This window comes from Pseudomonas sp. 2995-1, from assembly GCF_002742505.1.
Classification (GTDB): domain Bacteria; phylum Pseudomonadota; class Gammaproteobacteria; order Pseudomonadales; family Pseudomonadaceae; genus Aquipseudomonas; species Aquipseudomonas sivasensis.
In genome coordinates this window covers 1-337 of the sequence record NZ_LJSA01000160.1, presented here as the reverse complement: position 1 = coordinate 337, position 337 = coordinate 1, and the positions used below count along the sequence as shown (strand labels likewise).

Annotated in this window: 1 protein-coding gene; it reads left to right on the top strand. The window is 40.1% G+C overall.

Features of this window, described 5'->3' with window-relative positions; translation table 11 throughout:
* Window positions 1-337 (top strand): hypothetical protein (locus tag AOA61_RS00500; RefSeq protein ID WP_218197322.1); only part of this gene is annotated, 337 nt, incomplete at both ends.

The following is a 337-nucleotide window of genomic DNA, read 5'->3' as shown; positions in this document are numbered from 1 at the left end:
ACCTACAGTTATGTTCTATCGAACAGATGTTATTGAAGAAGCGGGTTACGACTCTTCTCCAGAGGCAGTGAGTGAGCTATTGGCTACATGGGATGATTATGCTGCATTTGCTCAAGAGTTACATGACACAACAGGTAAGCAAATTGCGGACAATTTTGAACTTATATATAACGCAAAACGCGACCAGGCAATAGAGCAGTATTTTAATACTGACGGCGAGTTAATTCTAGAAGACAATGCTTTATTGAAAGAAGCTTATGACTACACAGTTGATTTATTAGAGGCAGGATTAGTTGGAGACTATGATCTTTGGGCTGGAGAATGGTTTGCTGGAATG